General features: G+C 67.4%; 23 protein-coding genes. 6 read left to right on the top strand and 17 right to left on the bottom strand.

Features of this window, described 5'->3' with window-relative positions; genetic code table 11:
* Positions 1 to 109: 109 nt before the first annotated feature.
* Positions 110 to 712 carry a phosphoribosylanthranilate isomerase gene (locus tag AC1DXI_RS11525; protein WP_476938731.1) on the top strand — a complete coding sequence of 201 codons (603 nt, stop codon included), beginning with the start codon at positions 110 to 112 and terminating at the stop codon, positions 710 to 712.
* Positions 713 to 743: 31 nt separating this feature from the next.
* Here AC1DXI_RS11525 and AC1DXI_RS11520 read toward each other — a convergent pair whose 3' ends face one another.
* The 8 genes from AC1DXI_RS11520 to AC1DXI_RS11485 form a co-directional block, all read right to left on the bottom strand.
* Complete coding sequence (locus AC1DXI_RS11520; protein ID WP_476938730.1) at positions 744 to 1,472, bottom strand: hypothetical protein; 729 nt, start codon at positions 1,470 to 1,472, stop codon at positions 744 to 746.
* A gap of 74 nt (positions 1,473 to 1,546) precedes the next feature.
* Positions 1,547 to 1,726, bottom strand: a complete 180-nt coding sequence (locus AC1DXI_RS11515; protein WP_476938729.1) for a hypothetical protein — start codon at positions 1,724 to 1,726, stop codon at positions 1,547 to 1,549.
* Complete coding sequence (locus tag AC1DXI_RS11510) at positions 1,723 to 2,100, bottom strand: hypothetical protein (protein WP_476938728.1); 378 nt, start codon at positions 2,098 to 2,100, stop codon at positions 1,723 to 1,725. The genes AC1DXI_RS11515 and AC1DXI_RS11510 overlap by 4 nt, the downstream gene beginning before the upstream one ends.
* On the bottom strand, positions 2,090 to 3,973 hold the full coding sequence (locus tag AC1DXI_RS11505) for a hypothetical protein (protein WP_476938727.1): 1,884 nt from the start codon (positions 3,971 to 3,973) through the stop codon (positions 2,090 to 2,092). The genes AC1DXI_RS11510 and AC1DXI_RS11505 overlap by 11 nt, the downstream gene beginning before the upstream one ends.
* 8 nt (positions 3,974 to 3,981) lie before the next feature.
* On the bottom strand, positions 3,982 to 6,075 hold the full coding sequence (locus AC1DXI_RS11500; protein WP_476938726.1) for a glycosyltransferase: 2,094 nt from the start codon (positions 6,073 to 6,075) through the stop codon (positions 3,982 to 3,984).
* Between the two features lie 11 nt (positions 6,076 to 6,086).
* On the bottom strand, positions 6,087 to 7,187 hold the full coding sequence (locus AC1DXI_RS11495) for a hypothetical protein (RefSeq protein WP_476938725.1): 1,101 nt from the start codon (positions 7,185 to 7,187) through the stop codon (positions 6,087 to 6,089).
* 93 nt (positions 7,188 to 7,280) lie between these two features.
* A complete protein-coding gene (locus AC1DXI_RS11490) occupies positions 7,281 to 8,279 on the bottom strand; it encodes a glycosyltransferase family 2 protein (protein ID WP_476938724.1) in 999 nt (332 codons plus the stop codon).
* A gap of 1 nt (position 8,280) precedes the next feature.
* Positions 8,281 to 9,132, bottom strand: a complete 852-nt coding sequence (locus tag AC1DXI_RS11485) for a glycosyltransferase family 2 protein (protein ID WP_155846839.1) — start codon at positions 9,130 to 9,132, stop codon at positions 8,281 to 8,283.
* A 317-nt stretch (positions 9,133 to 9,449) separates the two neighbouring features.
* On the opposite strand from AC1DXI_RS11485, the gene AC1DXI_RS11480 reads away from it, so the two are divergent.
* Positions 9,450 to 10,448 carry a glycoside hydrolase family 16 protein gene (locus AC1DXI_RS11480; RefSeq protein WP_476938723.1) on the top strand — a complete coding sequence of 333 codons (999 nt, stop codon included), beginning with the start codon at positions 9,450 to 9,452 and terminating at the stop codon, positions 10,446 to 10,448.
* 24 nt (positions 10,449 to 10,472) lie between these two features.
* Here AC1DXI_RS11480 and AC1DXI_RS11475 read toward each other — a convergent pair whose 3' ends face one another.
* On the bottom strand, positions 10,473 to 11,540 hold the full coding sequence (locus tag AC1DXI_RS11475; protein ID WP_476938722.1) for a metallophosphoesterase: 1,068 nt from the start codon (positions 11,538 to 11,540) through the stop codon (positions 10,473 to 10,475).
* Between the two features lie 358 nt (positions 11,541 to 11,898).
* Between AC1DXI_RS11475 and AC1DXI_RS11470 the strand changes: the two genes are divergently transcribed.
* The 3 genes from AC1DXI_RS11470 (at position 11,899) to AC1DXI_RS11460 (ending at position 13,557) form a co-directional block, all read left to right on the top strand.
* Positions 11,899 to 12,450: a YceI family protein gene (locus tag AC1DXI_RS11470; protein WP_476938721.1), complete on the top strand. Its 552-nt coding sequence runs from the start codon at positions 11,899 to 11,901 to the stop codon at positions 12,448 to 12,450.
* 144 nt (positions 12,451 to 12,594) lie between these two features.
* Positions 12,595 to 13,008, top strand: a complete 414-nt coding sequence (locus AC1DXI_RS11465) for a YccF domain-containing protein (RefSeq protein WP_028275466.1) — start codon at positions 12,595 to 12,597, stop codon at positions 13,006 to 13,008.
* A gap of 75 nt (positions 13,009 to 13,083) precedes the next feature.
* Positions 13,084 to 13,557, top strand: a complete 474-nt coding sequence (locus tag AC1DXI_RS11460) for an SRPBCC family protein (RefSeq protein ID WP_476938720.1) — start codon at positions 13,084 to 13,086, stop codon at positions 13,555 to 13,557.
* A 34-nt stretch (positions 13,558 to 13,591) separates the two neighbouring features.
* On the opposite strand, the gene AC1DXI_RS11455 is transcribed toward AC1DXI_RS11460, so the two are convergent.
* From AC1DXI_RS11455 to AC1DXI_RS11420, 8 genes are all read right to left on the bottom strand, one after another.
* Positions 13,592 to 14,461 (bottom strand): DUF4031 domain-containing protein, encoded by an 870-nt coding sequence (locus AC1DXI_RS11455; RefSeq protein WP_476938719.1) that lies wholly within the window; start codon positions 14,459 to 14,461, stop codon positions 13,592 to 13,594.
* A gap of 135 nt (positions 14,462 to 14,596) precedes the next feature.
* Positions 14,597 to 15,934, bottom strand: coding sequence for an FAD-binding oxidoreductase (locus AC1DXI_RS11450; RefSeq protein ID WP_476938718.1), 1,338 nt, complete (start codon positions 15,932 to 15,934; stop codon positions 14,597 to 14,599).
* A gap of 235 nt (positions 15,935 to 16,169) precedes the next feature.
* The gene (locus AC1DXI_RS11445) at positions 16,170 to 16,661 is read right to left on the bottom strand and encodes a carboxymuconolactone decarboxylase family protein (RefSeq protein ID WP_476938717.1); all 492 of its coding nucleotides are present in this window, start codon (positions 16,659 to 16,661) and stop codon (positions 16,170 to 16,172) included.
* A 196-nt stretch (positions 16,662 to 16,857) separates the two neighbouring features.
* On the bottom strand, positions 16,858 to 18,189 hold the full coding sequence (locus tag AC1DXI_RS11440; RefSeq protein WP_476938716.1) for a glycerate kinase: 1,332 nt from the start codon (positions 18,187 to 18,189) through the stop codon (positions 16,858 to 16,860).
* A 4-nt stretch (positions 18,190 to 18,193) separates the two neighbouring features.
* Positions 18,194 to 19,126 (bottom strand): 3,5-dioxohexanoate:acetyl-CoA acetone transferase, encoded by a 933-nt coding sequence (gene kce / locus AC1DXI_RS11435; RefSeq protein WP_476938715.1) that lies wholly within the window; start codon positions 19,124 to 19,126, stop codon positions 18,194 to 18,196.
* Positions 19,127 to 19,212: 86 nt separating this feature from the next.
* The gene (locus AC1DXI_RS11430) at positions 19,213 to 19,977 is read right to left on the bottom strand and encodes an SDR family oxidoreductase (protein WP_476938714.1); all 765 of its coding nucleotides are present in this window, start codon (positions 19,975 to 19,977) and stop codon (positions 19,213 to 19,215) included.
* 85 nt (positions 19,978 to 20,062) lie between these two features.
* Positions 20,063 to 21,382, bottom strand: coding sequence for an MFS transporter (locus tag AC1DXI_RS11425; protein ID WP_476938713.1), 1,320 nt, complete (start codon positions 21,380 to 21,382; stop codon positions 20,063 to 20,065).
* Between the two features lie 170 nt (positions 21,383 to 21,552).
* On the bottom strand, positions 21,553 to 22,611 hold the full coding sequence (locus AC1DXI_RS11420; protein WP_370124691.1) for a LacI family DNA-binding transcriptional regulator: 1,059 nt from the start codon (positions 22,609 to 22,611) through the stop codon (positions 21,553 to 21,555).
* 484 nt (positions 22,612 to 23,095) lie between these two features.
* Here AC1DXI_RS11420 and clpB point away from each other — a divergent pair, with 484 nt between their 5' ends.
* Positions 23,096 to 25,753, top strand: coding sequence for an ATP-dependent chaperone ClpB (gene clpB, locus AC1DXI_RS11415; protein WP_476938712.1), 2,658 nt, complete (start codon positions 23,096 to 23,098; stop codon positions 25,751 to 25,753).
* Position 25,754 lies beyond the last annotated feature (1 nt).

The following is a 25,754-nucleotide window of genomic DNA, read 5'->3' as shown; positions in this document are numbered from 1 at the left end:
CCGGGCGCCGACGGGGCTGTGCACGCTCGTGCCGGCGCCGACGCAAAGTCGGCGGCGGAGGCCCGGCCTTGCTAACGTCGGAGGCAGGAAGCACGCAGAAGGAGCCAGAATGTTTGTCAAAGTGTGCGGCCTGCGCACCCCGGATGCGGTCCGCGTCGCGGCCGGCGCCGGCGCGGACGCCGTCGGCTTCGTCCTGACCCGCAGCCCCCGGGAGGTCACGCCGGAACAGGTCAGGAACCTCCTCGCCCACGTCCCGAGCGGGTTGCCCGCGGTGGGGGTGTTCCGGCACGAACCGGCCGCCGACGCCGTCGCCGTCGCCCGTGAGGCGGGCCTGGTCTGGGTCCAGCTGCACGGCGACCGCTCACCCGCCGACGTCCGGACAGTGCACGACGCCGGGATGAAACTGATCAGGGCCGTCACCATGGCCTCCGCCGCGGAAGCCTTCGACAACTGGGGCGAGGAGCTGCTCCTGATTGACGCCGCTGTGCCAGGCTCCGGCGAGGCCTGGGACTACGGTTCGGTCCGGGCCAAAGCTCTTGTCGGGCGCAAGTGGCTGCTCGCCGGCGGTCTGGATCCCGCCAACGTTGCCCGGGCAGCGGCGGAGGCCGGGGCGTGGGGTGTCGATGTGTCCTCCGGCGTCGAGTCGGCGCGCGGCATCAAGGACTTGGCCAAGATCGGGGATTTCGTGCGGGCGGCCAAGGCGCCTGAATGAGGCTGGGCCGCCCGCGGACCATCTGAGGGGGCTAGGAGCGTTTGATGACGACGTCATCGATGTATTCGTCGCCCTTTTGCCGGTTGTGCTCGGCACCGAGCTGAACTTTACTCAGGCTGGTCCCGAGCATTTTGACGCTCGTGCTGCTGTATCGCTGCACGCCGTCGAACCATACCTGGATTGTGGACGTGTTGCCGTTGGCGGTCACCCGCATGGACACATGATGCCAGGCGCTCAGGGAAATGCTGCTGGAGATCAGCTTCGTGTAGACAAAGGTGCCGCTCGGTGACGTGACCCGGAGCCACAACTGCCCGTTGCTGTTGTAGCGGTAGATGTCCGCGACGCGGGTGGAGCCGGAGAAGAAGCGGAAGTACGGGACGTCGTTGCCGGAAACGCCGGCAACGGTGATATTGAACCAGCCGTCTGCGTACGCGGTTTTGGTCCCCGAAGAGAACGCCGGGGTGGAGAAGTTGGCGAGCGAGCCGGAATCCGTGGTCACGTGCAGCTTGGTTGAATGCGTCCCGGTATGGGCCCGTGAGCTGGACATCGTTGCGGTGCCGGTACCGGACACTTTGGGGATGAGGCCGCAAAAGCCGCCCGCTTCAAAACTGGTGGCGAGCACAACGGTGCCGGGATAGGAGTTTGTCGGTGCGGGGCTGCAGGTTGCGGCCGTGGCGGCCTGGGCGGAACCGAAGACAAGGGAACCGGTTACGAGCATTCCGAGCGTGCCAACCATGCTGAGTGTTCTGATTTTTCTCATTGAAGATACTTTCCGTGATTGGTTCGACTTATTGATGCCCGCCCGGTGCTGCGGCACCGGGCGGGCGATTTCTGTCATGCCAGCTGCGCCAGATGCACCAATTGCATGACCACCGCCACGCCGACTATGGCCAGCAGGGCTGCGGTGGTGATCACCACGGCGCGAGGGAGTGCCTTGTCCGGCTGCAACACGCGGAGCACATCGCAGCTCACGAGGGCCGTCATGGTGGCCAGTCCTATCAGGAAGATCATCATTTCGCATGCACCAGGACCCGCTTTGGCCTCTTGAGCTCAAGGCCCAGGAAGACGAGGGTCAGAGCCGACAGCAGGCATACGGCCGCCGGCGGTGACCAGAGATGTGCATAGATCATCGCCGTCGCCACGAGCGTGGACATCGCGAGGCTGAAGGCGATTGCGATGGCGATGCTGAGGGGAAGCGCTCCAGTGGCCTGGGCTGAGCGCGGCGGGTCGAAGCGGAGGAGCAGCACCAGCGCTGTTCCAGGTCCGGCCAGCATCAGCAGCCCTATCACCGCCAGGCGCAGGCCCTCAGGGCCGACAAACGAGAGGGGTATGGCTGCTACGGCGACGGCTGCCGTCGCATAGCTCACGTAGCTGCGTTCAGTTGCCATTACTAACTCCTTCGATGTGAAAAATCACGCCGCCTGCGTTTTCAAAAACCTTCGTCCAGCCAGGACTCGTGGCGCATGTGGCGGTAAATCGTTGAAGGTCGCCGGTGGGAGTCGAACCGCGAAGTTCGGCTGCCTCCTGCTGGCTTTCAGTAACGATGAGGTACGCGCCCGCCTTGTGGGCGATCTGGTTGGCTGCGTCACAGCTGAGCGGCGCGGCGTTGGGAATGGGCTCGGCAGCAACGAGCGCCCGGTAGTCGTAGTCCGCGTAGTGCTGGTATCTCCACGGGGTGTTGCGAACTGCCTCAATGAGGACGGCACCGGTGGGCGCAGTCGCATAGAGGCGGTTCACTAAGGCGATTTCGTCGTCGTTGAAGCTTTCCATGCCGTCATTTCCGTAACGGGTGACGACAGTGGCTGTAGCCAGTACCGCGCCCATCAGCAGCAGGGCAAGGGCTCGGCGCAGGCTCAGTCCGGCGGCACTGTCTGACATCAGTGGCAGCACCGCCAGGCAGACTGCGAAAGGAAGGCTGAAGAGATACAGGCGCAGGAGCAGTTCACCGCCATAGGGCTGGAGGGGAACGAGGACCAGCGGCGCCAGCGCCGCAGCGGCGGCCGCGAGCCAGGGTGCCTTCCGCCGGTAGCCCACTATGGCGCCGGCAACGGCGAGCACCCAGACCAGTGCGACCTCGGCCATGCGGGTGTAGACCACGAACATGTGGGCGTCGCTGCCTGAGACCCTGGTGCTCAGCGCGCCGAGGCTGTTCGCGCCGATGTCACCGAGCGAGCCGAGCAGCTGGCCGAAATGCCCCTCCACGAACGTGGAAGCCGCAAAGAGCAGCCAGCCGACCGGCAGGACCACGGCCAGGACCGGCAGGAAGCGCAGCCGGAGGCGTCCGGTCAGCAGAAGCGCGGCCAGGATGGGGATCACGGCGAAAGGGCTGAGCTGATGTGAAGCCGTCATGGCAAGCAGGATAAGCGCGCAGACCACCACGAGAATCGCGGTGTCGGCCCGCTGCGGTTCCGCGGCGCCATACCGCGGGACCGAGCTGTCGAGTTTGCTGACGTTGCGGGCAAGCCACCGGGAGAACCTGGTGCGCTCCGTGGGCCAGGCCCAACCGCCGAAGACGCTGAGCAGGCAGGCAACCAGTGTGAGCAGGAGGAAGAACGAATAGGCCTGCGGTGACAGGTAGTCCTGTCCAATCCAGCTGGCCAGGTAGAAGATCCAGACAGCCGCCCACGCCTGGCGCGGATTTGCCGTCAACCGCCGGGCCAGGGCAAGCAGTGGTGCGAGCAGGAGGATGTTGATCCCCACCGGCGCCCAGGTTGCGATGCCGAAAAGGTCCTTGGCGCCCGTCGCCCCGGAGAGCGTTCCCAGCACGGTAAAGAATCCTGGCCAGTTGAAGTAGGCGTCCAGGGTCGGATCCAGCTGGCCCGATTGGCTGATGGTGTCGGCAATGCCCAGATGCCGGAAGCTGGCCTCGAGCCGGGGCAGGCCATGGATGATGGAGTCAGCGCCATGGAGGAGAACCACTGTGACCAGGAGCTGCCAGGTCAGAAGAGCCGGCACCAGGCGGCGGAGGCTGAGCGAGGCGACAAATCCGGCGAGGCTGAGCGCGAGGGCAACGAAATAGGCAGGCGGGAGGGCGTCAATCAGCCCGGTCCCGCCGATCTGAAAGGGGTTGACCTGGTTCATGCTCCACACGCCGAGGGCGAGCGCGGCCGCGGCGGCGGCTGCCAGGGCACCGATGTGCCACGACGGCGTGAGGCCGAGGTTGCGGTGGGTGGGCGGCTTGGCACCGCCTAGGTGCGCATGCGCCTCATGCCGGTGGGCGGTGCGCACCGGGAGGCTCGTTGTCGATTCGTGTGTCATCATTTCTCGATTCAGGTCGGCTGGTGGCGCGCCGCTGAAGGAATCTCGCCTGCGGTGGCGGCGGGCTTGATCCGGGTCAGGGTGATCAGACGCCAAGTGGCAATCAGCGAGGCAACCGCTTGGGCAACGGCCCAGAGGACTGAGACGCCGGTGAGGCCATATTGCTGGGCCACGGCCGCGGCGGGTGCCACGACCAGGATGGCGGCCAGGGTGGCGACAATCGTGGATTCGAAAAGCCGCCCTTGGGCCCGGCACAGCCCGTAGTAGACCTGGGTCACGCAACTTAGGAGGAGCGCCGGGACGAGTATAGGAATGAGGATCCACGCGGACGCGTACTGCGGCCCGAGGAAGCCCAGAAGCAGGGGGCCGGCCAGCATCAGTATCAGCCCGGCCACGAGAGTCAACATGAAGCTGGCCCGGAGCGCGGACGCGACCAGGCCCGGCCGGGACCGCGTTCCCGCGAGGGCCGTCTGCAGGGTAAACCCGGCCGACTGCGGCACGAAGAACACCGCCGAGGCCATCATCCACACCACGTACCACGCGGCAGTCGACGCCGGGCCCAGAGTAGCTGCAACGATGAGCGGGAGCAGGTAGCCAGGCGCGCGGTCGGCGAGCGTGAGGGCATGGTTGGGAAGCCCCGGCTTCAGGAGATTCAGGGCCGGACGAGGCCGGAAGCCATGCTTCCAGTCGGGGGACATATGAGCCCGGGCCAGCTGGCGAAGCCCTACGATGACGCTGGCCAGCGCGCCGGCCGCAACGGCGCCGACAATCACCGCCAGGTCACGGAGTCCGACGGCCAACGCGGCGGCCAGGAAGAGGAGCTGAACGATGGACTGCGCGAGGCTCCTGACCAGCGTACGGTCGGCCCGTTCCTGGGCTACGCCCACGTGGTCAAGCTGGTAGGCGCTGGCGGCGAGTAATGCCGTGGCCAGGAAAAGAACCGTGACCAGGGGTTCCACCCAGGCCTCGCCCACGCCTGTGCCGAGCCAGTACGTGACGGCAACCAACAGGACCGCACCCAGCAGGGAGAACGTTGCGACGGTAAGCAGACCGGTGGCGATGAGGCGCCGGCCGCCGTCAGTTTCCGCGGGCAGGAGCGTCAGCGTGGCGGGCCCGACGCCGAGCATCCCCAGCTGCACGGTCAGGAGCGCGGCGGCGACCACCGCGGACCCAAGACCTATTTGCTCCGGCGGAAGCACGAGGGCCGCGAGCGCCCAGAACAGGAAGCCCGTCACCATGGGGGCGATCCTCGCGGCGGCCAGCCAGGCCGCGTTCCCGCCGACCGAGATCGGTTTGTGGGCCGGCCGCAGGAGCTCGCCGGCCATGGCGCGGTAGTTGTAGAGCAGGAAGCCCATCCAGTAAGGCAGGAAGCGGGGTGCACGGACCAGGGACATGCCGACGCCGCGCACGGTGGCCAGCAGTGGCAGCATCACCAGCCAGCCTGCGCGGCCCGTGTGCTTGCGGACGGTCCGGGCCATCCCGGCCCCATCCTGGAGCCATTGGTCGCGGGCGTAGTCGAACGTGTCGTCGAACCGGTGCCTGACCACCACGGAGTCGGAAACACCGAGCCGGTACCCTGCCTGCTCCAGCCGGATCCTAAGCTCCACATCTTCCCCGGAGCGGAAGTCGTCGTCGAACCCGACGTCGAGCAGCACGCCGCGGCGCATCAGCGTGGCGCTGACGCCAAACCACTTGCGCACCCGGCTGTGGTTGTGGTGCCAGGCCAGCGCAGCCCCCCAGTAGCCGGGGCCGTCGGCTTCGCTGGCCAGCCCGAATTGCAGGCCGTCGTAACCGCCGGCCTCGAATTCGGCCAGCAGCCGGGGCAGACTCTTCGGCGGAAGGACGACGTCGGCGTCGATCAGGGCGACAACGTCACCGGTGGCGCTCCGCGCGCCGAGCATCCGTGCGGCAGGCAGGCCGCGTCCTTCATCGGAGATGACAGTCGCCCCGCAGTCGCGGGCGATTTCGGCAGTGTCATCCGTCGAGCAGCCATCGACCACGATCATTTCGTACGGGTGTTGGCTGCGGATCGACTCCAGGCACTCGCCCAGCCAGGCTGCGGCGTTGCGCGCAGGAACAACAACCGACACCTTCAGATCGCTCACGTGGCCTCGCCTCACTCATCCAGTTTTGAACGAACCAGATTCGCGATGAAGTCAGAGGCCTGGTCCGCTGACCAAGCGGCGGGCAGCCGGAGCAGCCAGCAGGGAACGTCCTCCAGGGCCCGGCGCACCACGGCCGCCTTCTGGCCAAAGTGGTCCTCCAGGGGGACGAGGCTGGTGGCGCCGAGGGCCTCGACTAGGCGCCGCGAGACCATGGGCAGTTCCGAATGGAAGTTGCCGACGACCCGGGACGTCATCCATTCGGCGCTGCGTGCTTCCAGCCGCGCGTCCGCACCGTCGAAGCGCTCGAGGAAGATGGCCAGCTGTGCCGGCGCCGCGGACGAGATCCGCTGCGCCCCGAAAACGTGCTCCGGCTGCACCATGCGGTGTTCGGGGGACCAGCGCCGGGTGAACGCGGCTGTTTTCGGATAGCGGACAATGACCGGATGGACCGCCGTGGCCAGATGGGCGACGGGCGTCGTCAGCCATCCGGGGGCCAGGGGCTTGCGCGTTCCCCGGAACATGTCCGGGTAGATGGCACGGTGGTGGGGCTTGATGAACATCGGTTTGGCGTAGCCCATGAGCATTCCGCCGGCGCCCATGAAGGCCCAGTCGTCGGCCATGAACCGCACGTCGGGCATGGCCACCAGCTTCGCCACCGTACTGGTCTTTCCAACCCCACCCCAGGCCGGCAGGAGAACCCCGGAGCCGCGGAAGTCCACCACGGCGGCATGGATCATGGCCGTCTCCTCCTGGACACACAATCGGTCCAGCAGCGGAATCACGGAGGTCAGGAGCTCGCCGGCGCCTTCGATCCGGTACCCGTCCTTCGTTTCGATGATCTGGACGCGGTCCGCCGGAATATAGAGGGACTCCCCGGTGAACCGGTAGGCATCCTCCGCGTGCGACTGGCTGGAAATCGGCGATATCTTGGCGCCGATGGTGATCCGCCGCGGCGCGGTGGAGGTCCCCAGGAACGGGGCAAGCATGTCCCTCAGCTGCGGTTCCCCGGGCGTTCCCGCCTCAACGTCGATGCCCACGATCCCGTGGACATCGAAGGAGGCTCCGGCAGAGGCGCCAATGGGCTGTTTCACGTCGCGCTCAGGTTGGCTCATGATCCAAGCTTTCTGGGGTCGGGTTTCTGCGGTCGGGTGGTTCCGGGTGCAGGGCCTGCACCGGGCGGTGTACGGGGAGGGGCATTGCGCGGTTCATTTGACTTCCCGCCACGGCTCTTCCGGCGATACCGCAGCCGCTTTGGCCGGCGACGACGCCGCAGGCAGGCGGCGGCCGCGCACGTAGCCGGTCGCGGTGGCCGCGAGCACGGCGATGATAGCCGCTGCCCGGCCGAGCCCGGCACGGTCACCGCCGCCGAGCCAACCGCGGATTCCGGCAAACACCGCACGTGGCAGGACCTGCCGGACATAGCGCCGTTCGGGGCCAAGCGCCCGTTTGTGGCCGACCACCCTGCTGACCTGCGCCTTGGAAATCCCTTCGCCCCAGGAACGGGCAAGCATGTAGCGCAGGGTGCCGCGCTCGGCCGGGACGTGGTGGTGTACCAAGGCCGCGGGCTCATAGACCACCCGGGATCCGGGAGCTCCGATCACCGCGCGGATGCACAGTTCGGTCTCTTCGCAGCCCAGCGGGACGGCGTCCTGGCGGCCCAAGGCTGTGTTGAAACCGCCGACCCGTTCCAGGACATTGGCGCGGAAGGACATGTTCGCGCCAATGACATTGCGGACCTCGGCAGCGACTTTGGGCATTCCCCGGTAGGTGCAGCCCACAATCCAGTCGAGCTCGTTGGCGAAGTGGCCCGGCCGTCCGGCTTCCCAGAGCGGTTCCACCCGGCCGCCGACCGCCAGAACGTCGGGGTCGTCGTACATCGCCGCAAGCCGTTCGAGCCAGTCCGGTTCGGCTTCGGCATCGTCATCGAGGAAGGCCACGATCTCTGCCTTGGCGATGCCCGCTCCGGTGTTGCGGGCGCCGGAGAGACCCTTGGGTCCGGTGTTCTCGACAATTACGGCATCCGGGACAGTAAAGATCAGACGCTTGTACAAGTCCACGTTGTAGTCGACGACGACGATCGTCTGCATGGGCGGGAAGGTCTGGGTGCGGACCGAGTCCAGGGCGCCGATCAGCCGGTCCCACCGGTCCTCCGAGTAGGAGCAAATGACCACGGATACTTCCGGAAGGCTGGAGTTCTCGGACATCCTATTCGCCCGCCCGTACGCCCAGGACGCTGCTGGGATCGGTGGGAACGTGTGGGAAGACCTCGTTGGGGTATTTGTACTTGACCCGACGCAGGGCTTCGGGGCGGGCACCGGCAGTCGGGGCCTCCCAGCTCACGCGCTCGCGGGCCAAGGTGCGGAGGACCCGCCAGCCGTCCCGGAAGGTGTGCAGGTTTGACTGCCCGGAGATGCGGGACAGTTCATGGCTGGGAACCTCGGCAATGCGCAGGCCGGCCCTTGAGGCCCGCACAATCAGTTCAGTTTCGATCTCGAACCCGTCCGACTCCAGCTCCAGAATGTCAACGCATTCACGGCGCAGGGCGATGTAGCCGTAGCAAAGGTCCGAGTAGTCGCTGTGGAGGACCGCGTTGGCGAGCCGGGTGAGCATCTTGTTTCCGCCGCTGCGCAGCCATGTGAGATCGTCTGAGCCGCCGCCCGTCACATAGCGGGAGCCTTTGACGAAGTCGTATTCGTGCTGGAGCGGAGTCACCAGCCAGCCGATCTCCTGGGGGTCCATACTGCCGTCGCCGTCGAGCATGACGATGATGTCGCCAGAGGCTGCGGCGAATCCGGCGCGCACGGCGTTTCCTTTGCCAGGGCGGGGCTCTGCCACCACCACGACGTCCAGGCGCAAGGCCCGGGCCACCTCTACTGTGCCGTCCAGGGAACGGCCGTCAACAATTACCACCTCATCCACATAAGAGGGCATCCGCCGCAGCACCCACGGCAGGTTCAATGCCTCGTTCAAAGTGGGGATCACCACGCTGACCGAGGGATTTGCCGGCGGCGGCGTCGTTTGGGGGCGCACGTTCGGTTTGAGATTCGGGATGGACACTGGCCTCACCACTCAATGACGTATTTCTGCTCGTCGCAACTGCAGCGCTTTCCGACTCCTCCGACCGGAAAATAGACCCAATGCTCACGCTGTTCGGTCGTCGACAACTTAGTGATATACCCCAGGCCTTAAGTTTGGTTTCATCACCTTGCATTAACCTTGGATTAACTTGAAAATTCAACTAAAAATGCTGCAAAACTGTTGATGGACCGTTGCCTCCATGCGACACTGGCCGAATGCGGACACCCGTTAAATGGGGGCGCGTGCCGGCAGGACGCCGGCGTCTCCCTACCTTCCGGTTCCTGGCGGTTCCCGCCATGGTCTTAGGCCCGGTCCTGGCCCTGGCCGCGTGCGGCTCGGATGCCGCTCCACGGGGCGAGCGGCCACTGTTCACGTCCGTTTCGGCATCGCCGGCGGCTCCGCCGGCCGACGCCGGAACAGGGGCCCAGCCCGGGTTCCAGTCGGTGGCGCCGACTGAGCCGGCGGCGGGTGGCGCCGCCCCTGCCGCCCCTGCGCCGGAGAGCGCGCCGGCATCCCGGCCCGCCCGGACCTCGGCACCGCCCCCGGACCGGACCACCGCCACTGCCATGTCGGGGGATCTGCCCGGATGGAGGAACGTCTTCGTGGAGGACTTCTCCGCCGGCGACGTCCCCTTGGGCTCCTTCCCCGGGCCGCTTTACCGGGACCGGTGGAGTGCCGGGTACAAGGACGGAACACCGGATACGGACGGACAGGTCAGCGGCGGAAAATCGGGCTACTACCCCTCGAAAGTCCTCAGCGTCAAAAACGGCGTTCTGGACTGGTTCATGCATTCGGAAAACGGTGTCTTCATGGGTGCCGCGCCCACCCCCAAATTCCCGAATGCCAGCAGGAACCCCCCGAGGGCCAACAGCATGCTGTACGGCCGCTACTCAGTCCGGTACAGGGGAGATGCCATGCCTGGCTTCAAGACGGCGTGGCTCCTGTGGCCGGATAGTGGCATCTGGCCGCGGGACGGGGAGATAGATTTCCCCGAAGGCGATCTCGGCGCAATCCTGACGGCAGCCGCCCATTTCATGTCCTTGAATCCAAAGAGCTTTGAACAGTTCTTTTCCAATAAACTTTCCACGGACTGGCATGTGGCCACGACGGAGTGGACCCCGGGACGCGTTGAGTTCTTCATTGATGGGCGATCCATCGGCGCGAGCACAACGGACGTGCCCTCGACGCCCATGCATTTCATCCTGCAGACCGAATCCTGCCTGCCGCTGTGTCCGGCTCCGGAAACCCAGGGCCACGTCTACCTGGACTGGGTCAGCATCTGGGTGCCGGCCTGAGCCCTCGTGGGCGCGTCCGGCGGCTTACCGGCGGAGGGTAAAGGAATCCGAGAAGCTGTAGCCGTCGGCGGGAATGAACCGGGCGGCCAGTTCATCCGCCGTCGCCGTGACATCCAGGGTCCCAAAAGCCGGGTCCTGGTTCTTTCCGGATGTACTGGCGAAGTAACGCATCTCCGGATCCTCGGATCTGACATTGTAGAGTCCGACGCCGCCAACGCCGACGGTGGCGAACACCGTCCCCGAGCCCTGGGCCATGGTCCCATCGGTATCGGCCAGGCACCCGGAGGTGAAGGTCGCGGGAACGAGTTCCGTGCAGCCTCCCCCCGTGGCCAGTTGATGCGTCCGCTGATAGACGTGGTCGTGGCCGGACAGGACCAGGTCCACCTGCTTTTCGATCAGCATGTTCGTGAAGTCCTGCCCCGCCTGGCAGTCGTAGTTGCCGACGCTCAGGCACGGGGTATGCATGCCCACCACCGTCCAGGGGATGTTCTGCGATTTGGCCTCGTCAATGGCGTCCGCGGTCCAGCGCCAGCGTTCGCTGCCCCTTGAGTAGTCCAGCGGTTCTCCGCCCCGGAAGTCGATGCCGGGGGAAACCATGATGAAGCGGACCACCGGATTCTGCTCGGGGACATCCAGGCGCCATTGGACGCCGTATTCGCCCTGGAGCCCGGGCATCTTATTGGGCAGGCACTGGACGTATTTCTCGATGTCGCCATCCCGGCCATCACTCTCGTGGTTCCCGGTCACCAACTGGTACGGGAAGTTCTCGCCGAGACGGGCGGTGACCATGTCGCAGAACTCCTGTTCGAGTCCGGCCTTGTACGCGAAGTCGCCCAGGGCGAGGTTCAGGTGGGGCTTGAGGCCGGCAACGGCGTCGAGCACTTTTTTGGCGCCCGAGCCGACGCCGATGTCACCTTGGGCGGTGAAATGTACGGGCTCGCCCGCCGAAGGCGCGGCAGACGACGACGGCGGCGCGGTGGACGGCGGTGGGGACGACGGTGCGGGGGACGACGGCGTGCCGGAGCTCGGGCGCGGTGAGGGTTCCGGCGGCCCGGGCTGGCAGGCGGAAAGCAGCAGACCCAGGCTCAGCAAGCAAGCGCCGATACCCGCCTTGCCACGTTTCCCCAGGGACCCGGCCACGATTCCTCACATCATTGGGTTGATCAGGACTGTGCGAATAGTTCTGCGAAATTCGGTGATTGCCCGGCATTTATAGGCCAGAGTAACCCGGCCGTGGAGCGAAGGCCAGAGAACGCGGCGGCCCCGGTTGGCTGAATCCGCCGTCGGAAATCCCGACGCCGCGCACCGGCGTGGCCGCTGGCGTGCCGCGTGTCCTGCGTCAGGGCCGGTGGGACCTAGCCCGGGACGTGCTTCCTCGTTAGCATGCAAAGTGGGGAATACCCCGACCGCCCCGGCGGGACAGGCCCGCCACTGCTCGAAGGAGACCGTTGTGACTCTGCCCGAAGGTTTGACCCCCGGAGTGTGGACACTGGACATGTCCCACAGCGAAATCGGCTTCAGCGTCCGGCACGCGGGCATCAGCAAGGTCCGCGGCCGGTTCAACGAGGCCTCCGCCGAGGCAAGGGTGCGCGAGTCACTGGCGGACGCAAGCCTGCACGCCACGGTCAAGACCGCCAGCTTCGATTCGGGCGACGCCAACCGCGATGGCCATGTCCGCGGCCCGGACTTCTTCGACGTTGAGCAGTTCCCCGACATGACTTTTCGGGCCACCGGGATCCGGGGCGACGGGGAAGACTATGTGCTCACCGGCGAGCTCACCATCCGTGGCGTCACCAAGCCCGTGGAGCTCGAAGTCGAATACACCGGCGTGGCGGTGGACCCCTTCGGCGCCACGCGGGCCGGATTCAGTGCCGAAGCGGACATCAGCCGGAAAGAGTTCGGCCTGACGTGGAACGCCGCCCTCGAAGCGGGCGGCCTGCTGGTCAGCGACAAGGTCAAGATCAACGTTGAGGCCGCCATGGTCAAGCAGGCCGATACCTAAGCGCCGAAGAGGGGTGCCCAATCCGGGACCGGGCGCCCCTCACCCCGTCTCGGGGGAACCTCTCCGGGGCCGGGCGCGAAAGTCAGGGATTTTTCCGGGTAAGCCACTGATCCGAATGTCACTCCTACGGGCGAGAATGAATCCATGAAGACACTCCTGAACATCATCTGGCTGCTCTTCGGCGGCCTGTGGCTGGCCCTTGGATATTTCCTGGCCGGCGTCGTCTGCTGCCTGCTGGTCGTCACCATCCCGTGGGGCCTGGCCTCGTTCCGCATCGCGTCCTATGCCTTGTGGCCCTTCGGCCGCATGGTGGTGGACAAGCCCGGCGGAAACGGCATATTTACCCTGGTGGGAAACGTCATCTGGCTGCTTGTGGCGGGCATCTGGATCGCGATCGCGCACGTCGTCACGGCCTTCGCCATGGCCATCACGATTATCGGCATCCCGCTGGCGATCGCCAACCTCAAGCTCATCCCCATCTCGCTGATGCCGCTCGGCAAACAGATCATCCCGAGCAACACCCCGTATGTGACCGCCTACAGCCCCGGCCGGCGCTAGGCGCCGGCAGCGCCAGCGCGGCCAGCGGGCAGGGGCATTTCGCCTGTCAGTTCAAGCAATCCGAGGGAGAGGACCATGAGCCAACCGGCATCCGGCGACACGGACCTCATGCTGGTCATTGTCCGCGAGTTCAGGGCACCCATCCAGGGCGTGTGGTCGGCGTTGACGGACCCGGACCAGGCTCCGCAGTGGTGGGGTCCGCGCGGCTTCCATGTCCCGCGTGAGAGCGTCGACACGGACCTCGAAGTCGGCGGCCTGTACCGCGCCTGCATGATCCAGGACAGTACCGGGCAGCAATTCTGGTGGAGCGGCGTGCATACCGATGTTGAACCGCCGCACCTGTTGATGTTCACCCATGCCTGGGACAGGCTGGACGGCACCCGCGGCTTCGAGACCGAGGTGACGATCCGCTTGGAGGAGATCGACGGCGGCACGCAGATGACCTTCACCCAGGGGCCGTTTGACTCCGCGGCCAGCCGCGACCGTCATGGCGAAGGGTGGCGCGAGTCGTTCGATCGGCTGGCGAATCACCTCAGCGTGGCCGCCTGAGCCGCCGGCTGCCGGTGGGCGGCCGGGACACCGCTCACGCGAGTTCGCCCTGCAGGTTCCGGCGGGCGGCGTCCAGCCACAGTGTCCGGCCACGGCCGGTGTGGAAGAGCGGATCAAGCTGCAGCAGCTGGCGGACGACGGCGGCGCGGCCGGCGGCGAAGTCGGCGTCGCCGATGTGGGCGAAATCTTCCCTGACGGCGGCGAGGTAGCGGGCGTAGGCATCGGGTTCCCCGCCGAGGACGGAGAGGTCGGCGTCGCTGAGCAGGGCGCCGTCGTCGTCTCCGGGCTCCGGACAGTGGTCCGCGGTCAGCAGCACCAGGCGCACCACTTCGTCCACCTCGGCGGCCGGGAGGCCGGCATTCCGGAGCCGGTCCTCGGCCAGCCGCGCCGACTCTTCCTCGTCCTGGCCTGCCACGCCGCGGTAGACGGCGTCGTGGAACCAGGCGGCCAGCAGCACGGTGCGGGGCGGATCGGCCGGATCGCACAGCAGGTCCAGGGCCTCCAGCACCGCCAGCAGATGGGTGCGGCCGTGGTATTTCCGGTGTTGCTCGCCCCAGCGGTCCAGCAGGTCCAGGAAGAGGGCGTCGTGGCCCGGCAACGCCTCGTTCCAGCGGTTCAGGAGCGGGACCCGGAGGGCCTTGCCGCGGCGGCGGGCCGGGATCCGCAACCCGCTGGCGATCAATTTTCGGACGAGGACCCGGCCCTCCACAGGGATGGCGCCGGCCGCCACCAAGGCCTCGTACCGGGCCTCGGCGACGTCGTAGTGGTCGCCGTCGAACGCTCGCTCGGGGATGCCGGCGGCCGCGGCGAAGGCGTGCAGTTCCGCGAGCGACGTGTCCGAGACGAGGTGGGAAAAGCGGGTTCCGTGGGCAGGCCAGAGCGGCGGATCGACGTAGACGGCCATGGTGGCAGTCTAGCCCCGACCGTGGGCGTGCGGCCCAGACTGCTGGCGCCGGCGCGGGCGCGGGCGCCCGGCGCGCGCCGCCGTCGGGAGTCCGCCGCCGGGGTCACACCGCGTCAGGAGTCCGCCGCCGTCGGGTCATACCGCGAAGGCGGGGCGGATGTTCTGGTTGCCGCGGAAAACGTTCCCGGGATCAAACTCGCGTTTCACCTGTGCCAGCCGGTTGTAGTTTTCGTCGCCGTAGGCCGCGCGGATCCGGGCTTGGCCTTCGTCGCCGATGAAGTTCAGCCAGACGCCTCCGGTCGCGTAGGGGGAGATGTCCTGGCGGAAGCGTTTGACCCACGCCTTTGCGTCCTGCCCGCCCTGCGGCGTGTCGCCCAGGCCGAACGGGTGGCTCACCCAGCTGGCGGTCCGGTTCAGCAGCGGGGTCGCCGCGGCGGCCGGCCCGCTCACCGCCCCGCCCCAATGGGCGATCAGTTGCTGGGAGCTTGGTCCCGGAAGATTCCGGGCCGAGTCGATGATGACGTCCAGGGCGTCGTCGGAGAGTTCGTCGTGATAGTCGGCGCTCCAGTAGTTGTACTTACCCGGCGGGTCGTCCAGGGAACACTGGAAGTCTGCGTAGCCGGTATCTTCCACCAGGTCCACAACAGGGCCCAGTTCCCGGTATGCCTTGGCATGTTCTTTGCCTTCCTCGGCATCCCCGGCGAAGACATACACGACGTACACCGCCATCTTGCCCACCATGTCCGCGGGCACGAAGGGTTCCGCCGGTGCAATCCCGTAGATGAGGGTGGCGGACTCTTCGTTGGGAGCCGCGACGGCCAGGTCCCGGTATCCGCGGCTGAGTTCCGGGGCTGCGTCCCCCGGCCACATCAGCACCCCGGCATGCACCTTTGGCCCCAGCTGGTGCAGGCCGAACGTAAACGAGGTGGTGACGCCGAAGTTCCCGCCGCCCCCATGCAGGGCCCAGAAGAGTTCGGGATTCTCCTGGGCGCTGGCCGTCACCTGCTCGCCGGTGGCCGTGACCAGATCCACGGAGACGAGGTCGTCGCAGGCGAAGCCGAAGGCGCGCTCAAGCCAGCCGGACCCGCCCCCGAGCGTGAAACCGGCGAGACCCGTCGTGGAGACCCGCCCGCCCGTGATGGCGAGGCCGTATTCCTGGGTGGCGCGGTCAAACTCGCCGCAGGTGAGGCCAGCGCCCACCGTGGCAGTGCGGGCCTCCGGGTCCACCCGGACGGACTTCATCGGACGAACATCGATCACAAGGCCGCCGTCGTTCATGGACATGCCGGCCACGGAATGGCCGCCGGCCCGGACGGCGACTTCGAGGCCATGTGTCCGCGCATACGCCAACGCCTCGGCGACCCCTTCCGGATCGGCGCACGGGGCAATGACGGCCGGATGGCGGTCGATCATCGCGTTGAAGAGTCGTCGTGTTTCGTCGTATTCCGGGTGACCCGGCCTGACCCACTTCATGGCAGTGCTCCCTCGGTGACCGCGGCTCCGCCCCACTTTTCGAGCTTACGACTGCGCGCCAGTTGTGGCTACGGTTCGTTGCTTGCCAGCCACACACTATTGATGCCCGTGGCGTCGCGGTCAGCCGTCCGCCGACCGGGGGATCCTGGTGCGGGCAGCTGTGCGGACCGGGCCCGGGTTAGCCGCGGGGCGCGTTTTCGGCTGGCTAGCCGCGGGCGGCGCGGACCGGGGCGGGTTAGCCGCGGGCGGCGCGGACCGGGTGCTGGCTGACGATGGAAACCCGGTTGAACGCGTTCATCGTGATCGCCAGCCAGCTGACGGCGGAAAATTCTTCGGCCGTCAGGTGTCGCCTGGCCTGTGCGCCTTCGCGGTCGCGGGTCTGGGCGTCAGAGATAGTGGTGATGGCCTCGGCCAGCATCAGGGCTGCGCGTTCCTTTTCGGAGAACAGCGTAGTGTCGCGCCACGCGGGGAGGACGGCAAGGCGCTGGGCCGACTCGCCGTTCTTGACGGCATCGCAGACGTGCATGTCCAGGCAATAGGCGCAGCCGTTGATCTGCGAAATGCGGACGTTGAGCAGCTCGATCAGCGTGTCGTCCAGCCCGGCCTCGGTGGCGGCTTCCTTTGCTTTCAGGCCCAGACCGTTGAGTGCGCGCCAGGCAGCGGGGTGCGCTTTGTCAAGGAAGATACTCCGGTGCTCGGGATTCTGCGGTGCCGTCGTCTCATTCATGGATTCCACAATACCGATGGGCTTCGGCACGGCCCGGAGCGGCGTGTGACAATCTTGTCAAACCTGTGACAAGCTTTGGGGGTGGGAGTGTTTGGTTCGGTGGCCGGCTCCTTGGGGGACCCGGCCGCCGGACCACTCCTTCCGAACCAAGCCTTTCGGGCCGCTCCTTACGGGCCGGGTGCATACGCGCCGGACCTTACGAGCCGGGCCCTGGTTCGCCCCGCCGAGCCCCGCCAAGCCGGGTTTCACGGAGGTGACCTGCACCAGTTCCCACCGGGGGACATGTCCAGTCCTGAGCCAACCGTGCGGGCCCGGGCATGTCCCATGGTCGCGTCCGGCAGCGAGGGACATGTCCGGTCTTCAGGTCTGTGGATGGGCACAAGGGGAGTATGTCCACTGGTGCGGTCCGGGGGAGGGCATGTCCGGTGGTCACACGTGGCAGCGGGGGACATGTCCAGTTCTTAGCCAACCGTGCGGGCCAAAGGAGGGCATGTCCCATGGTCAGGTCGTGGCAGCGAGGGACATGTCCCGCGGGAGCAGCAGGGCAAGTCGCCGAAGCCGCCCGGGCCAGTTCGGCCCCCGCCGCGTGCATGGCTGCCGGATCCCCGGCCACGATGATGCGGGCGAAGCTGTCTGCGTAGTCGCCGAGGTCCGGATCCACCGATCCCACCACCGCGTACACCGGTTTGGTGCCGGCGCGGGCCAGGATGGCACCGATGATCTTCCCCTGGCCGGTCTGGGAATCCAGCCGGCCCTCGCCGACCACCACCGCGCTGCTGGCGGCCAGTTGCGCGTCGAAGCCCAGCAAATCCAGGACGTAGTCCGCCCCTGACACCAGGCGGGCGCCGTAGCAGGCCCACATTCCGCCGGAGAAGCCGCCGGCCGCCCCGGTCCGGTCCACCAGGCGGGGATCCCGGCCGAAGTCCCGGACAAGCGATTCCGCGAGCAGCTCAAGTCTGCGCGTCAGCAGCTCGACGGCGGCCGGCCCGGCACCCTTCTGCGGCCCGAACACACGTGCGGCCTCGGAAAAACGCGTCGTGACATCGCTCAGGATCACCAGCTCGGCGCCGCGGAGCCCGCCGTGTTCCTCGATCGCGGCGATGGCGCCGGCCCCGCCGTCGGTAGTGGCCGAGCCCCCTGCCGCCACCACGATGCGGCGTGCGCCGTGCCGGGCGGCCTCCGCAATCAGGACGCCGGTGCCGTAGGTGCTGGCCGCGAAGGGGTCCCGTTCGCCGGCGGAGGGCAGGTTCAGGCCGCTCGCGGCGGCCAGTTCGACGACGGCGGTATCGTCGGCGGTCAGCCCGATCGCCGCGTCGACGGGTTCGCCCCACGGCCCGATCGTGGTGACCCGGACGGGCCGGGCGTCCAGCCCGCGGGCCAGGGCCTCGAAGGTGCCCTCGCCGCCGTCGGCCACGGGCAGCTCGTTGGCCGACCCGCCGGCGGACCGGATGCCGGCCGCGATGTGCCCGGCCACCTCGGCAGCCGTGAAGGTGCCCTTGAAACTGTCCGGGGCCACCAGGATGCTCATCGGCTCAGAACCCCACGTTTTCCCGGCCCTTGAGCTGCAGCATCTGCCGCGCCTCGTCGGGGGTGGCGACCTCAAAGTTGAGGGCTTCCAGGATGGTGCGGATCCGGGTGACCTGTTCGGCATTGGACGCGGCGAGCTGGCCGGGACCGATCCACAGGGAATCCTCCAGGCCCACCCGGACGTGGGAGCCCATGGCGGCGCCGATCGTGGCGAGCGGCATCTGGTTTTTGCCCGCGCCCAGGATGGACCACTCGTAGTGCTCGCCGAGCAGCCGATCCGCCGTGCGGCGCATGTGCATGAGGTCCTCGGGGTGCGCGCCGATGCCGCCGAGCAGGCCGAACACCGACTGCACGAACAGCGGACCCCGGGCCAGGCCCCGGCCATGGAAGTGCGCGAGGTTGTTCAGGTGCGAGATGTCGTAGCACTCGAACTCGAAGCGGGTGCCGTTCTGGTTGCCGAGCCCTAAGATGGTCTCGATGTCCTGGAAGGTGTTTTTGAAGACGAGGTCGCGGCTCTTTTCGAGCCCTTCGCGCTCCCACTCGTGGCCGAACTCGGTGAAGCGGTCCAGCATCGGGTACAGCCCGAAGTTCATCGAGCCCATGTTGAGTGAGGCAAGCTCCGGTTTGAACAGCGCCGCCGGCTGCATCCGCTCCTCGACGCTCATGTGCGGCGAGCCGCCCGTGGTGATGTTGATGACGGCGTCGGTGTTGCGCTTGAGTTTGTCCAGGATCGGGGCGAAGTGCTCCGGGTCCTGGGAGGGGCGGCCGTCCTTGGGGTCGCGGGCGTGCATGTGCACGATCGCGGCGCCTGCCTCGGCGGCGCCGATCGCGGCGTCGGCGATCTCGTCGGGAGAGACAGGCAGGTGCGGGGACATGGACGGGGTGTGGATGGCGCCGGTGACGGCGCTGGTGATGATGACCTTGCGGGCAGCAGCCATGGGAATGTCTCCTTGGTGGGGCAGGGTGGGTGCGGGGAGGGGCGGCCGCTTGGGACGGACCGGATCCCCAGGCAGTTCAGTTCAGGTCAGTAGAGTTTTTCGGTGTTGCCGTCCACGGCGAGAGCCTGGCCGTTGACGTTGCGGGCCATGTCGCTGGCCACGAAGACGGCCATGTTGGCGATGTCCTCGGCCTCGATCAGGCGGCCCAGCGAGGACTGGTTGTTATACAGCGCGGACACCTCGTCCGCCGGCAGCGCCAGCATCCGGGCCTTGGCGGCGATGACGGAGTCGATGCGGGGGCCGTTGACGGCGCCGGGGCAGATGGCGTTGACGCGGATGCCGTCCGGGCCGAGTTCGATCGCGAGGGTCTTGGTCAGCCCGACGACGGCCCATTTCGACGCCGAATAGGCGCTGCGGCCCGCCATGCCCAGCCGACCGGCGGCCGAGGACAGGTTCACGATAGAGGCGCCGCTGCCCGCGCGCAGCAGGGGCAGGGCATGCTTGATGCAGAAAAACTGGCCATGGATGTTGACGTCGAAGGTTGCCTTCCACGCCCCGGCGTCGAGGGATTCCAGGGGCCCAGTGGGCCCGGCGATCCCGGCGTTGTTGACGAGGACGTCGAGGCCGCCCATTTCGTCCCGGATGGTGTCCATGAGTTCGCGGACCTGGCCCTCCTCCGAGACGTCGCTGACCGCGGCGAGGAGCCCGTTGACGCGGGCCTTCTCGACGGCGTCGGGGTCAATGTCGGTGACGAAGACGGTGGCGCCGAGTTCCCGGAACTTGCTGGCGATGGCCAGGCCGATGCCGTTGGCTCCGGCGGTGACGAGAACGCGCTTGGCGGTGAAATCCATGAGTGGTCCTTGCAGTGAGATGGCGTGCGGACCCGTTCCGAACGCGCGGCGGGGCACATCCGGAACGGGCGGTGGGAGCAGTGGGTCAGTGGGCGGCCGGGACAAGCGCGGGCTTCTCCGCGCCGCGCTTGAGCAGCAGGGACAGCAGCGCGCCGATGACGCACATGCCCACGATGAACCACAGCCCGGAGAGCTTGGAGCCGGTGGCGTCCTGCATGAAGCCCATGACGTAGGGGCCCAGGAAGCCGCCGCAGAGGCCGATGGTGTTGACGAAGGCGATGCCGCCGGCGAGGGCGGCGCCGCTGAGGCGGGTGGCCGGGTAGGTGAAGAGGATCGGCTGCAGGGCGAAGAAATTGAAGGCGGCGAGGCAGAAGCCGATCATGCCCAGCAGCGGCCCGCCGACGGCGCCGAGGGCGAAGCCGGCGACGATGCCGGTCATGGTGCCGGTGACCAGCATCCGGGAGCGGCGGCCGTCGGTGGCGAAGCGGGGGACCAGCAGGGCGCCGGCGGCCGAGAAGATCCAGGGGATGGCCGTCAGCAGGCCGATCTGGAGCGGGCTGAGCTTGCCGTAGGTGCCGATGATGGAGGGCAGGAAGTAGGACAGGGCGTAGACGGCGATCTGGTGGGTGAAGTAGACGCCGACGACGAGGAGGATCTGCTTGTCCTTCAGGACATCCCGGAGTCGGTGGTTGCCGGAGGCCTCGGCGCCGGCGGTCTCCTCGGCGGCGATGCGGGCCTCGAGATCGGCGGCTTCCTCGGCGGTGAGGAACGTCGCCATGCTGGGGCGGTCCGGGAGCTTCTTCCAGACGACGTAGGCGAGGACGCAGGCCGGGAGCCCTTCGACGAGGAACATCCACTGCCAGCCGTGCAGGCCGCCGAGCCCGTCAAGGGTCAGCAGCAGCCCGCCCAGCGGGGCTCCGACAATGTTGGCGATGGAGACGCCGAGCAGGAACATTCCGTTGGCCTTGGCGCGGTCCTTGACCATGAACCACTGCGTCAGGAAGTACATGACGCCCGGGAAGAGTCCGGCCTCGGCCACGCCGAGCAGCATCCGCATGATGTAGAAGGACCATTCGCCCTGGACGAAGGCCATGCCGGCGGAGATGATGCCCCACGTGATCATGATCCGCATGATCCAGAACCGGGCGCCGACCTTGTGCATGATCAGGTTGGACGGAATTTCGGACAGGGCGTAGGTCAGGAAGAACAGCCCGGCGCCGATGCCGTACGCGGTTGCCGAGATGCCGAGGTCGATCTCCAGCCGGTCCTTGGCCATACCGATGTTGGTGCGGTCCAGGAAGGCCATGATGTAGGCGCCGATCAGCAGCGGCATGACGCGGCGTAAGATCACGCCGTTGATTTCCTGCGGTGTGCGCATCTTCTTTGTTGCGGATACAACTGACATGGGGCGGGGTCCTTGGCTCGTTGGCGGGATAGGTGGTCAGGTCGGGCATGCGGAAAAGGGCAAACGGGAGGTACGCGGGCGCGGCGGTGCGCGCGGCGCATGGCTCGTCAGGGTCTCGGGAACGTGTAGGGCCGGCCGCGGACGGGCCGGCGTGCGTGCGGCGCCTGGCCTCAGCTGTCCGGGGGCGTGCAGCCGCACGTCCGCCCGACATGCAGGCGGTGCCGGCACACTTTCGAGGTGTAGGTGGCGGACGGGGAATCGATGCGTTTGAGCAGCATGGCGAACGCCTCGTTGGCCATTTCCTGCTGCGGTTGGACAATGCTGGTCAGGTTGATCAGCCCGGAGCGGCTGTGCGGCAGCCCGTCACAGCCGGCGACGGCAACGTCGTCCGGGATGCGCAGGCCGCGCGACAAGGCGTATTCCATGACGCCGATGGCAAGCTCGTCGCTGCCGCACACCACGGCCTGCGGCGGCGTTCCGGCGGAGAAGAGCCGCTCCGCCGCCAGCCGGCCGCCCTCGTTGTTGACCCTGGTGCTGATCTTCCGGTCGCCGCTGATCGTGATGCCCGCAGCGGCGGCGGTGCGGACAAACGCCTGTTCGCGGGCCAGGGAGGCCGTTGAGAACCGGGGTCCGATCACGGTGGCGATTTCGGTGAAGCCGTGGCTGAGCATGTGCTGCATCAGCGTGGTGGCTGCGGCGTCGTCGTCGATCCCGACGAAATCCGAATCGAGGAAGTCTGCCCGGCGGGACAGGCACACGTAGGGGATCCGGGCCGCCCTCAGGGTGCGGAGCGCGGTGGCGTCGTCCCGGAGTGAGGCGGCCAGGATGATGCCATCGACGTTGCGGTGCGCGAGCGTCGAGGTGACCTGGGCCAGCACCTCCGGATCGTCCTGGGTGGTGGCGACGAACACCTCGTAGCCGGACTCCGCCGCGGCCGTAATGACCCCCTGCGCCCAGCGTGGAAACATCGGATTGATGATGTTCGGCAGGATCAGCCCGATGACCCGGGTCCGCTGCGGGTCGGTTGACTGCGACGGCTTACGAGGCCTGAAGCCGAGCTCGTTCGCCACGTGGATGATGTGGCGCCGGGTCTCCGGCGAGACGCCGCCCTTGCCGTTGAGGACGTAGGAGACCGCAGCCGAGGAGACCCCTGCGGCACGGGCCACGGCGGCGGCCGAAACCGGCGGCACGGGGCCGTCCACGGTGGCGCTTGTGGCGTGTTCGTGCATGTCCGGCCCTCCTTCGCGTCGGTTCGTTTTGATGTGACCCCAGTTACAGTAAGGAGCCCGCCGATCGTTAAGCAACGTTAAGTCATTCACGCGGGCCGTGCGGGCTGACGTCCGCCGGACATGCTCATTGTTGGCCTCGAACCGAAGGGGCATGCTCATTGTTGGCCTTGAACCGAGGGGGCATGCTCATTGTTCGAGTCCGGGCCGAGGGGACATGTCCAGTCTTGGTCCCGGGCGCTGGGCATAGTGGCATTATGTCCACTCTTCGGGCGCGGGGGGAGGGCATGTCCCGCGGCGGGGTGCGGCGGAGGTCCGCGGCCGGGTTGCGTGACGGACGTACGGGGGCGGCTCCCAGGGGCCGCGGGCGGTCGGCCTCTAGACAGGCGTTTCGCTGTCGGCAAACATGGAGCCAGCCTCCCCCATATTAAAGTTGAGCGATGTAGACTCAACTTTGACAGCAAGACCATTCCGGAAGGAGCCCTCGTTGGACGCCAAATTCACCACCAAGAGCCAGGAGGCCCTCGCAGCGGCTGCCATGAACGCCTCGACCGCGGGCAATCCGCAGCTCGAGCCCGCTCACCTGCTCAAGGCGCTCATGGACCAGCGCGAGGGTGTCGCCGTCGCGCTCCTCCGCGCCACCGGGACGGACCCGGATTCCGTCAGCGTCCAGGCCAGCAGTGCCATTAAGGCCCTTCCGTCCACTTCCGGCAGCTCCGTGCAGCAGCCGCAGCTGTCCCGCACCGCCCTGCAGGCCATCAAGAACGCCCAGAACGAGGCCGAGCGGCTTGGCGATTCCTTCGTCTCCACCGAGCACCTGCTGCTGGGGCTCGCGTCCGGAAGCGACGCCGTCGGCAAGCTGATGCGCGACTCCGGCGCTTCGCACGAGGCGCTGCTCGCCGCCCTGCCGGGCGTTCGCGGCGACCGCAAGGTGGACAACGCCGACCCCGAAAACACCTTCCAGGCGTTGGAGAAATACGGCACGGACCTCACCGCGGTCGCCCGCTCGGGCAAGCTGGACCCGGTGATCGGCCGCGACGCCGAGATCCGCCGCATCATCCAGGTGCTGAGCCGCCGGACCAAGAACAACCCCGTGATCATCGGCGAACCCGGCGTCGGCAAGACCGCCGTCGTCGAAGGACTTGCCCAGCGGATCGTGGCGGGCGACGTCCCCGAAAGCCTGCGCGGCAAGACCCTGATCGCCCTGGACCTCGCCTCGATGGTGGCCGGAGCAAAGTACCGCGGTGAATTCGAGGAACGGCTCAAGGCCGTCCTGGAGGAAATCAAGGGCTCCGAGGGGCAGATCGTCACGTTCATCGACGAGCTCCACACCGTCGTCGGGGCGGGCGCCACCGGCGACAGCTCCATGGACGCCGGCAACATGCTCAAGCCCATGCTGGCCCGCGGCGAGCTGCGGCTGATTGGTGCGACCACGCTGGATGAGTACCGCGAGAACATCGAAAAGGACCCGGCCCTGGAACGCCGGTTCCAACAGGTCTACGTCGGCGAGCCGAGCGTGGAGGACACCATCGGCATTCTGCGCGGCCTCAAGGAACGCTACGAGGCCCACCACAAGGTCTCCATCTCCGACTCCGCCCTCGTGGCTGCCGCCACCCTCTCCAACCGGTACATCTCGGGCCGGCAGCTGCCGGACAAGGCGATCGACCTTGTGGACGAGGCCGCGTCCAGGTTGCGGATGGAGATCGACTCCGCGCCGGAGGAGATCGACCAGCTGCGCCGCCAGGTGGACCGACTGACCATGGAGGAACTGGCCCTGGCCGGCGAGGCCGATCCCGCCTCCGTGGAACGGCTTGCGGCCCTGCGCGCGGACATGGCGGACAAGAAGGAAGAGCTCGCGGCCCTGAACGCCCGCTGGGAGGCCGAGAAAGCCGGCCTGAACCGGGCGGGCGACCTGCGCGCCAAGCTCGACGAGCTGCGGTCCACGGAGGAAAAAGCCGAGCGCGAGGGCGACCTCGAGACGGCGTCCAGAATCCTCTACGGCGAGATCCCGGCCCTGGAGCGTGAACTCAAAGCCGCCGCCGAGGCCGAAGCGGCCGTGTCCGACAAATCCGGGCAGATGGTGGCCGACGAGGTCACCGCGGACGACATCGCCGAGGTGATTTCGGCCTGGACCGGCATCCCGGCGGGGCGCATGCTGCAGGGCGAAAGCCAGAAGTTGCTGAACATGGAACACGTCCTGGGGGAGCGGCTCATCGGCCAGACCAAAGCCGTCGCCGCGGTCTCCGACGCCGTGCGCCGCGCCCGCGCCGGGATCAGCGACCCCAACCGGCCCACCGGCTCCTTCCTGTTCCTCGGCCCCACCGGCGTCGGCAAGACCGAGCTCGCGAAGTCCCTTGCCGACTTCCTGTTCGACGACGAGCGCGCGATGGTGCGGATCGACATGTCCGAATACTCGGAGAAGCATTCCGTGGCCCGCCTTGTCGGGGCGCCCCCCGGCTACGTCGGCTATGAGGAGGGCGGCCAGTTGACCGAGGCCGTCCGCCGGCGCCCGTACTCGGTGCTGCTGCTCGATGAAGTGGAAAAGGCCCATCCGGAGGTCTTCGACATCCTCCTGCAGGTGCTCGACGACGGCCGCCTCACCGACGGTCAGGGCCGCACCGTGGACTTCCGCAACGTGATCCTGGTGCTCACCTCGAACCTGGGCAGCCAGTTCCTGGTGGACCCCAACCTTGATGCCGCAGCCAAGAAGGATGCCGTCATGGCGACCGTGCATGCCTCCTTCAAGCCGGAGTTCCTGAACCGGCTGGATGAGGTGGTGCTGTTCGACCCGCTGAGCGTGGAGGAGTTGTCCCGGATCGTGGAGCTCCAGGTCAAGGAGCTGGGCGAGCGGCTCAAGGGCCGCCGGCTCAATCTCGAGGTGACCGAGGGCGCCCGCGCCTGGCTCGCCGTCACGGGCTTCGATCCCGCGTACGGCGCACGTCCGCTTCGCCGGCTGGTGCAACGCGAGATCGGCGACCGGCTGGCACGGGCCATCCTGGCTGGCGAGATCTCCGACGGTGACACGGTTGTGGTGGACACTGCGCCGGACCTGATGGAACTCACCATGGGCGGGCCCGAGGCCACGGCCCGGCCCGACGGCGGCGCGTCCACCGGCAGCGGGCTCTCAGTCAGGCGCAAGGAGTAGC

The organism is Arthrobacter sp. P1_H7 (genome assembly GCF_056405215.1).
This window is presented reverse-complemented; position numbering and strand designations above follow the sequence as displayed.